This is a genomic window from Phormidium sp. CCY1219, from assembly GCF_055795085.1.
The window spans coordinates 1-7,850 of record NZ_JAYFEQ010000882.1 but is presented as its reverse complement, the minus strand read 5'-3'; the positions used below and the strand labels follow the sequence as shown (position 1 = coordinate 7,850).

The 7,850-nt window shown below is 50.9% G+C and carries 9 protein-coding genes; 2 read left to right on the top strand and 7 right to left on the bottom strand.

Annotation, left to right across the window (positions count from 1 at the left end; genetic code table 11):
- Positions 1-318: 318 nt before the first annotated feature.
- The 3 genes from AC0QH1_RS29055 to rpsP form a co-directional block, all read right to left on the bottom strand.
- A complete protein-coding gene (locus AC0QH1_RS29055; RefSeq protein ID WP_324634930.1) occupies positions 319-1,275 on the bottom strand; it encodes a PhoH family protein in 957 nt (318 codons plus the stop codon).
- Positions 1,276-1,431: 156 nt separating this feature from the next.
- Positions 1,432-1,887 carry a KH domain-containing protein gene (locus AC0QH1_RS29050; RefSeq protein WP_324634929.1) on the bottom strand — a complete coding sequence of 152 codons (456 nt, stop codon included), beginning with the start codon at positions 1,885-1,887 and terminating at the stop codon, positions 1,432-1,434.
- The gene (gene rpsP, locus AC0QH1_RS29045; protein WP_324634928.1) at positions 1,850-2,110 is read right to left on the bottom strand and encodes a 30S ribosomal protein S16; all 261 of its coding nucleotides are present in this window, start codon (positions 2,108-2,110) and stop codon (positions 1,850-1,852) included. Before rpsP ends, AC0QH1_RS29050 begins: the two co-directional genes overlap by 38 nt.
- A 142-nt stretch (positions 2,111-2,252) precedes the next feature.
- On the opposite strand from rpsP, the gene AC0QH1_RS29040 reads away from it, so the two are divergent.
- Positions 2,253-2,378: a hypothetical protein gene (locus AC0QH1_RS29040; protein WP_324634927.1), complete on the top strand. Its 126-nt coding sequence runs from the start codon at positions 2,253-2,255 to the stop codon at positions 2,376-2,378.
- Here AC0QH1_RS29040 and ffh read toward each other — a convergent pair.
- The 4 genes from ffh to AC0QH1_RS29020 all read right to left on the bottom strand — a co-directional run bounded on the left by ffh (position 2,375) and on the right by AC0QH1_RS29020 (position 6,893).
- Positions 2,375-3,805: a signal recognition particle protein gene (gene ffh / locus AC0QH1_RS29035; RefSeq protein WP_324634926.1), complete on the bottom strand. Its 1,431-nt coding sequence runs from the start codon at positions 3,803-3,805 to the stop codon at positions 2,375-2,377. The genes AC0QH1_RS29040 and ffh overlap by 4 nt on opposite strands.
- A gap of 218 nt (positions 3,806-4,023) precedes the next feature.
- The gene (locus tag AC0QH1_RS29030; protein ID WP_324634925.1) at positions 4,024-5,796 is read right to left on the bottom strand and encodes a tetratricopeptide repeat protein; all 1,773 of its coding nucleotides are present in this window, start codon (positions 5,794-5,796) and stop codon (positions 4,024-4,026) included.
- 24 nt (positions 5,797-5,820) lie between these two features.
- Positions 5,821-6,021 carry a hypothetical protein gene (locus AC0QH1_RS29025; RefSeq protein ID WP_324634924.1) on the bottom strand — a complete coding sequence of 67 codons (201 nt, stop codon included), beginning with the start codon at positions 6,019-6,021 and terminating at the stop codon, positions 5,821-5,823.
- A gap of 485 nt (positions 6,022-6,506) precedes the next feature.
- On the bottom strand, positions 6,507-6,893 hold the full coding sequence (locus AC0QH1_RS29020) for a histidine kinase (protein ID WP_324634923.1): 387 nt from the start codon (positions 6,891-6,893) through the stop codon (positions 6,507-6,509).
- Between the two features lie 338 nt (positions 6,894-7,231).
- Between AC0QH1_RS29020 and AC0QH1_RS29015 the strand changes: the two genes are divergently transcribed.
- Complete coding sequence (locus AC0QH1_RS29015; RefSeq protein WP_324634922.1) at positions 7,232-7,651, top strand: hypothetical protein; 420 nt, start codon at positions 7,232-7,234, stop codon at positions 7,649-7,651.
- Positions 7,652-7,850 lie beyond the last annotated feature (199 nt).

Here is a 7,850-nt window from a genome sequence, read left to right as displayed (position 1 = left end):
CCATTTCCCCTGGCTCTCATCCCGACGCTCACCAAGCACGGGTAGAGCGCGGGGCTTCCCGCCGAGAAGCTAAAGCAAACTTAAAGTGAAATTCAACAGCGGTAAAACTAAGGCAAAGGATGGAGCTATATGGAGCCATTGCACTCCGCGATCGCAACCACCAGGGTTGACATCCCTATAAATTAATCGCCATAGAAATCGCTTATAGTTTCTTCCCGGACAAGCGTGATGGTTTTTCAGTTTTGCTCTCGGTTGTCCTTCGTTCCGGAAGACGCCGCGTTTCCACACTCACCATGCAAATTATTGTCTTCGCCCGAGTTATTTTTTCTCGTACTTTTCGTAAGCAGCAACGATGCGCTGAACGATGGGGTTGCGAACCACATCGCCTTGGGAGAGACGACAAAACGCAATGTCTTCGATGTTTTGTAAAATTTTCTCAGCCAGCACCAAACCAGAGTGCTGGTGGGCGGGCAAATCGGTTTGGGTGATGTCTCCCGTTACCACCATGCGAGACTTAAATCCCAACCGGGTTAAGGCCATTTTCATTTGAGCCGCAGTGGTATTTTGGGCTTCATCCAAAATCACGAAAGAACGATTCAGGGTACGCCCGCGCATGTAGGCGAGGGGAGCCACTTCCACGATGCCGCGTTCCATGAGATTGCTAATTTTTTCCGGTTCCACGACTTCGTAGAGGGCGTCGTAGAGGGGGCGCAGATAGGGATTAATTTTCTGTTGCAAGTCTCCGGGGAGAAAACCGAGCTTTTCGCCGGCTTCGACGGCGGGGCGGGTGAGGATTAAGCGCTCGTATTCATTGGAGAGTAAAGACTGGGCGGCTAGAATGGTAGCTAGAAAGGTTTTGCCGGTGCCCGCCGGACCGATGCAGAAGGTGAGGTCGTGGGTGCGGATGGCGTTGATGTACTGGCGCTGTCGGAAGGTTTTCGCCCGGATGTCTTCGCCGCGACGATTTTTAGCGAGGATATCCTGGCGCATTTCTTTTAATTCGTCATGGCGATCGCTATCCAGGGCGTGGCGGGCGGTGAGGATGTCCACCCCGGTGACGGTTTTGCCATATTTCCAGAGGTCTTCGAGCGATCGCACCAAGCGGGTACAGAGGGTCACTTGGTTGGCGGTTCCCTGAATCATCAATTCTTGCCCGCGCATCACCACCAACGCACCGGTTTGCTTGGACAAGGTTTTTAGATTTTCTTCTCGTTCTCCACTCAGAGCGAGTGCGCTTTCTTGAGAAGGTAGCTCGATTTTGCCTCGTTGTTCCATGCCAGCATTTTTTAATAGGGGCGGCTTTGCTCCATGATAATGCAAAAAGACGCCTCTAGGGGAGCGAATCGCTCCTTTCCAGGCGTCTTAAGGTTTTCTTTGCGTTCCGGGGGTCACTGGACGGGTGGTTCCCGGTTAGGGGGGAGTGGCGATCGGTTACTGGGGTTTTCGCGATCGCGCAGAAGGCTTTTCAACAGAACTGCGACGGGAACGCGGTTTTGAGCCTTTCCCCCGGGAAGAGTCCTCAGCCCCGGGGCGATCGCGCGAACTCCTGTCATAAATATCTAAGTAAATCGATTGACCGGCGGCTTTCGCCGTAGCTTCCAATACCGTTCTAATCGCCTGAATATTCCGTCCGCCGCGACCAAAGACGCGCCCTTTTTCTGGATCGTCAAATGCCACGCGAATCCAGGCTTTTGGCTTGCTTTCCATTAATTCGCAATCCACGCGCAGGGACTCGGGGGACTCTAAAAAGGGTTCGACCAAAAACCGCACTAACCCTTCATAATCAGGCATAGCGTCGTTCCCCAGTTCTCCAGAGGGAGTCAGGGGAACGGATGCTGCACTGGCGGAATTAGGAAGCGGTTCCGGTTGTGACCTGTTCGAAGACATTGGCTTTTTCCAGAATCCGACGTACTGTATCTGTGGGCTGTGCCCCCTGTTGCAGACGTCGGACAATCCCGGGCACATCTAAGCGCGTTTCATCGGTTCTGGGATTGTAGATGCCGAGTTCTTCTAGGGGGCGACCATCGCGGCGATCGCGACTATCCATCGCTACAATCCGATAACTCGCCGCTCTTTTCTTACCAAATCGCTTTAATCGCAGTTTGATCATGTTGCTCTAATGGGTTCCTCTTGACAATCTTACGCTATTCCCTCAGCGCTTGCCTTTCGTCAAGGCTGTGGGCGCACAGCTTTCACGTTAGGCGAAGGGGGGGGCTGCAAAGTTTATAATTGTACCATTTTTTCGGGCGAAAATGCTGACTGTGGCAGGGGCGATCGCCACCGAGGGTGGGGGACAGTGGCGATCGCCCTTAGCTGACCCCGGGCCAAAACGCATCCAGAAGCCTGGTACACTGTCCTTTGACGCGCCATTTGCCTAAAGCTGACCGAAGCCTTTTTTCTTCTTCTGCTTTTTCTTTTTCTTCTTTCCCGGCGCACCGCCTCTGCGCCACCCGGGTTGTCCCGGACCGCCCCCCGGACCGCCCATCATTCCGCCCATCCCGCTCATATCTCCCTGACCCATGCGCTGCATCATGGTTCGCATGCGGGAAAAATCGGCCACCAGCTTGGTGATATCCTTTTCCTGATGTCCGGATCCGCGCGCCACCCGTCGCCGTCGAGAGGGAGAACCGGCCAATAAATCCGGGTTGCGACGTTCTTCGGCGGTCATGGAATTAATCATCGCCTCGGTGCGCTTGAGCTGAGTTTCGCCTTCTTGGATGCGATCGTCGCTCAGCTTACCCATCCCGGGAATCAATTTCATAATCCCCCCGAGAGACCCCATGCTCTTCATCAAGCGCATTTGCTTGAGGAAGTCCGTAAAGTCGAACTTAGCGGAGAGGATTTTTTCCTGCATTTTTTCAGCATCAGCAATATCTACCGCCTCTGCTGCTTTTTCCACTAAGCTAAGCACGTCTCCCATCCCCAGGATGCGAGAGGCCATGCGATCGGGATAAAAGGGTTGTAGCGCCTCGACTTTTTCGCCTAAGCCGACGAATTTAATCGGTCTGCCCGACACTTGGCGCACCGATAGGGCTGCACCGCCTCGGGTATCGCCATCGAGTTTGGTCAGAATTGCCCCAGTGATGCCAATTTCTTCGTTAAAGGTGCGCGTCAGGGTGGCGGCTTCCTGACCGGTCATTGCGTCTACCACTAAGAGGGTTTCGTGGGGGTTGACGGTTTTTTCGATTTCGGAGAGCTCCGCCATCATGTCGCGATCGATTTGCAACCGTCCGGCGGTATCGATAATTACCGTATCCGCGCCAATTTCTTTGGCATGTTCCACCCCGCGACGGGCAATCTCTACTGGGTTGGTATCGGTACCGAGTTCGAATACTGGCACGTCAATTTGTTTTCCCAGGGTCACTAACTGGTCGATCGCGGCGGGTCGATACACGTCAGTGGCCACCATCAGGGTACTGCGCTTTTGCTTTCGCAGATGCAGTGCCAGTTTAGCTGTGGCGGTGGTTTTCCCGGTTCCTTGCAGCCCCGCCATCAGCACGATTGTCGGCGGATTATCGGCTTGGGCGAGGGGGACGTTGCTTTCCCCCATCACGTTGACCAGTTCGTCATTAACGATTTTGACGAATTGTTGGTCGGGACTGACGCCCCGGATGACTTCTGCACCGAGGGCTTTCTCTTCGACGTCGGCGATAAATTGTTTGACGACTTGGAGGTTAACGTCGGCTTCTAAGAGGGCACGCCGAACTTCGCGCAGGGCGTCTTGAATGTTGGACTCGCTGATTTTGTCCTGACCCCGCAGTGTTTTCCAGGCCCCTTCTAAGCGTTCTGCTAGCGCTTCAAACATAAATTGAGTGTTTCTCGAGAAATAAGTTTTTATTTACAATTTGGCAACGGGATAAGCGATCGCTCCTCACCCACCCTCAATCGCTTAGATCCTACCATATCCTGCCCTGCTACTGGACCACTGCCGCGCCACCCCCGGGCGCAAGCTCCTGCACCGGGGTGGCGCTTCTGATGGATTTCGTTGCTCGCTTCGCTGTAGAAACGGTTGCGAAATAGTATTTAAACCGATTTGGCCGATCGCGCGCGCTTCAGCTTCTCGATGGACAGTTCTCGGTTATGCCAAGATTCATAATTGTCTGATTTGATTTCAATGGCTTTTTCATAGGAGGCGATCGCGGCTTCATAGCGTTGCAATTCTCCGAGCATTACGCCTCGGTTATGCCATACTTCATAGTTGTCCGGGTTGATGGCGATCGCTCTATCGTAGGAGACGATTGCTTCTTCGTAGCGTTGCAATCTCCCCAGGGCATTTCCTCTATTATACCAGGCTTCGTATTTATCCGGTTTTATGGCAATGGCTTTTTCGTAGGAAATCGCCGCTTGTGTGTATCGGTGCAATTTTCCCAAAGCATTGCCTCGGTTGTACCAAAATTCATATTTATCGGCTTTGATGCTAATGGCTTTTTCGTAGGCAACAATTGCTTTATCGTAAAATTCTAATCGCGCCATTACATTTCCTAAATTGTGCCAATAATCGGAATGTAAGGGATTGATTTCTGTGGCTCTTTCATAGGAAGCTAGGGCTTCTGAATAGCGTTGCAATCGGGCGAACACCTGGCCTCGGCTATACCATACTTCGCCCCGGTAAGGCTGAATTTCGAGGGATTTGTCGTAAGCGGCGATCGCTTCTTCGTATTGCTGCAAAAAGCATAGGGTATTCCCCCGATGAAACCACGCTTCATCCGCACGGTTGGGCGTCATGGCAATGGCGGTATCATATGCGGCGATCGCTTCTTCATACTGTCCCTGACAGCACAATTTTTTGCCTTGCTGTACCCAATCCTCCGCATTTTGCCATTGCTGATGCAGGCGATCGCTCGCCCCGGGTTGGCTGTTTGAACTGTTATAATTCAGTGGCAGATTATTCGTCTGGATGGGTTGCCAAATAATTGGATATTGAACGATAGTTTTGCTGGCATGAGTCTGTCTGGCTTTTTCTTGCAGTATTTCAGAACGCAATGCTTGAACTTGGGTTAGCCAGTCTGAAGTCACCGATTGAATTTCTTTTAAATGGAGTTTTTGGTCGATTAATTCTTGGGTTAAGTCTTGACAAGTGCTTTGATAGCCTTGGGTGAATTTGGCTAAGTTTGCTTCTATTTCTACCCGGAAAATATTTAAAAATTCGCCGTTTATGTTGCCCGCCCAGCAGCGTTTTTGGGCTTCAGAAATCATTTCGCGAATTACAAATCGCTTCAGCAACCAAAACAGCGCGATCGCACCCACAGGAGAAATCGTTAAATCTAAGAGTAAGGTATGGAATACGCCGACGGGTTGATTCCAAGAGTCCTCCAATTGCGATTTATCCAATCCCAGTGCCTTATTCGGGGTTAAATTTGCGCCCATTAATGGAGGCAGTAATGAAGCTTGCGAAGAGGCAAAACTCAATCGCGGTTGAGGATTGTCTGGGATATCCTTTCCATTGGAGAGCCAATGGTTATCGAAATCGATAGCATTATCGCTAATTAGAGAAAATTCGGCTTGTAAAAAGTGCGTTTTGCAAGGCTGTCTCGTCAGGGGTGGGTCGATTTCCCCCAGGTTTCTAGAATCCGGGCAGATTCCGGATAAATTGATTGGAGTTGCGATCGTCTCTGGTGGACTGATAGACTCAATCGGTTGGCTAGAATTATTAGGGGTGGTAAAACACTCACTCACCCTTGCTTCTTTTCCTGCTACAGTGGGAGATTGGCAGTCAAATGCGCCAGACGTTTCCCTGCTGGCGTCTCCCGGCGCAAGCAGAGTTATCGTATAAAACGCAAAAGTTTCAATCGCCATAAAACGGAACGGATTAATGAGCAATTATTCTAAAATTGCACGCTGGCAGTTGGTCAGGTCTGTTGTCCTTGTTTGAGTTGGGGGAAGTTTTAAACGGTCAAAATTACCCGGTAATTTTGACAACATCCACCCCGCAGTCTCGCCCAATCTTATCGCCAGAAAGAAAAAATCCAGCTTTTCCAAACCCATCATAATAATAGCCTTTGCTTGATTTCCAAAACCCATTCCCCCTGTGCCGAATGGCGATTCTGCACTGCCGACAAATTAAATAAATCGGGGGGCGGGAGGGCTACCTACTGGTTCCAGATCCGGTTATGACATCCGGACAAAACTTTTTTACCCTTTTTTTGAGGGAAAAATTATTTTTCGGTTTGATTTTGAAGTTAGCTGATTTTGCCACATCTTCCCGGGCGGTTACGAAGTCACTCAACAATTATTTTTTTGAGAAATTGAAACGGTTGATTACAAATAAGGATGCTTGCTGTTACCTCCATGTCAGGGGATGGGGATAAGCCAATCCAGAGAAATCGGCGGGAAAAAAGCGGAAGCGATCGCAGCTTGACCCCGATTGGCAAGTGTGTCCCTCTTCCGGTGGTGGGGGGTGAAAACTGAAGTTTGGCCCTTCATTTCACGCCTCTAATTTGCCATGCAAAACTGCGATCGCTCCGGGGTTTTTTCTCCCCTCAATTCTCAATCCCCGCGTTTTAAGATCATTCTATTTTCCAGATTTCTCCTTCCACGGGGCGGCATCCTTGCAAACCTAAACTGGGATTTTGCCGATAGTCCTCTTCGGTGGAGAGTACCTTAACGGTTTTATCCGCGCCGACGATATAGATGTAATCAGCGGTGGGGTCGTAGTTCATCCCCACTCGTAAATTGGAGAAATCGTCCTCGCAGATTTCAAATCCGAAACGCACCACAATCTGGGCTAATAAGCACTCAGGTGTATCGTGGTATTCTCCGGCGGTCTCTCTTTCTTGCCAAAATTTTTCTAGGAAGGGTTTGAGGATGCGCCGGACTTTATCTGGCGCGCCATTCCGACTGGCATAGATGATTGCTGGATTGCCTTCTACGATGATGTGACAGGGTATAGCCATAGTTGTAATTCCTACTCGCAACGGGAATGCTGCCATCCGGGCGGCCCGCTTGGCGTCCACTGTGACGGATTCGGTTTTTCTCCAGTCGCGATCGCCCTAGTTTGCCCTTCCCCGTTTTTATCGTGGGAAGCGAACACTTCGGCATCTCCTGTTCCCCTGTTGTAGGGGTAGTCCCTGGTCAGGGGTTGGAAACTTGCCGGCGTGGCAATTTGACAAAATTGGGAGAAAACCCCCCCACAGCGGATCCTTGCTCGCGATTAAATTAAAAGTAAGTCGCTTTCCAGGCGCATTGATGAACCGATTTCAACTGTATCAGTGTCATAGGAGGTCTGTGAACTGTGAACGCAGCCGAACAAGTGAAAAATTTCGAATTGGCAAGTAAAATCGCCGCAGCAGTGAATGTTTTTAAGCTGCAATTTCCCGATGCCAGGGCGGATCTGAAACCTTGGATCGACGATCCGGATACCCGCGAACTCGTGGATCCCGATTCTCTGGATATCGGGTTTCATTTTCCAGGATGGAGTCGCTCGTTACAGAGTCGCAGCATCTTGGTTCAAATTCGCTTTTATGAAGACCCTTTGGATGGTTCTCGCCGCGCGATCGGGGTGGAAGCCGCCGGATACGACCATAAAGGTCAGCAGTGGCGCTTCTCCACCGTGGAAAATTGGCGCTTTGTCGGCGCAACCGAACCTGTGGCGGAAGTGGGCGAAAAGCTGAAAAATTTTTGTCGCCAAATCTTTGAACTGTTTAATGCCTGAAGGTCAACTTCCTGCTGGATGGTGGTGGGATTTATCGATAATCCGTTAATAACCGAAAAGCCCCCACCCTCGAAGGGTGGGGCTAAATATGACGGTTTCCCAAAAAGCCTCAAATAATTAGACGTGACGTACTCCCGACGCCGACCGCTTAGGCGGTACGGCGCGGGCTTCTGGGCCCAGACCTTTGAGATCTGGGTTT

Excerpts from the sequence above, each read along its gene's own strand:
- ffh (WP_324634926.1), bottom strand. The coding sequence starts at position 3,805 with ATGTTTGAAGCGCTAGCAGAACGCTTAGAAGGGGCCTGGAAAACACTG.
- AC0QH1_RS29050 (WP_324634929.1), bottom strand. The coding sequence starts at position 1,887 with ATGTCTTCGAACAGGTCACAACCGGAACCGCTTCCTAATTCCGCCAGT.
- AC0QH1_RS29030 (WP_324634925.1), bottom strand. The coding sequence starts at position 5,796 with ATGGCGATTGAAACTTTTGCGTTTTATACGATAACTCTGCTTGCGCCG.
- AC0QH1_RS29020 (WP_324634923.1), bottom strand. The coding sequence starts at position 6,893 with ATGGCTATACCCTGTCACATCATCGTAGAAGGCAATCCAGCAATCATC.
- AC0QH1_RS29040 (WP_324634927.1), top strand. The coding sequence starts at position 2,253 with ATGCTGACTGTGGCAGGGGCGATCGCCACCGAGGGTGGGGGACAGTGG.
- rpsP (WP_324634928.1), bottom strand. The coding sequence starts at position 2,110 with ATGATCAAACTGCGATTAAAGCGATTTGGTAAGAAAAGAGCGGCGAGT.
- AC0QH1_RS29055 (WP_324634930.1), bottom strand. The coding sequence starts at position 1,275 with ATGGAACAACGAGGCAAAATCGAGCTACCTTCTCAAGAAAGCGCACTC.
- AC0QH1_RS29025 (WP_324634924.1), bottom strand. The coding sequence starts at position 6,021 with ATGGGTTTTGGAAATCAAGCAAAGGCTATTATTATGATGGGTTTGGAA.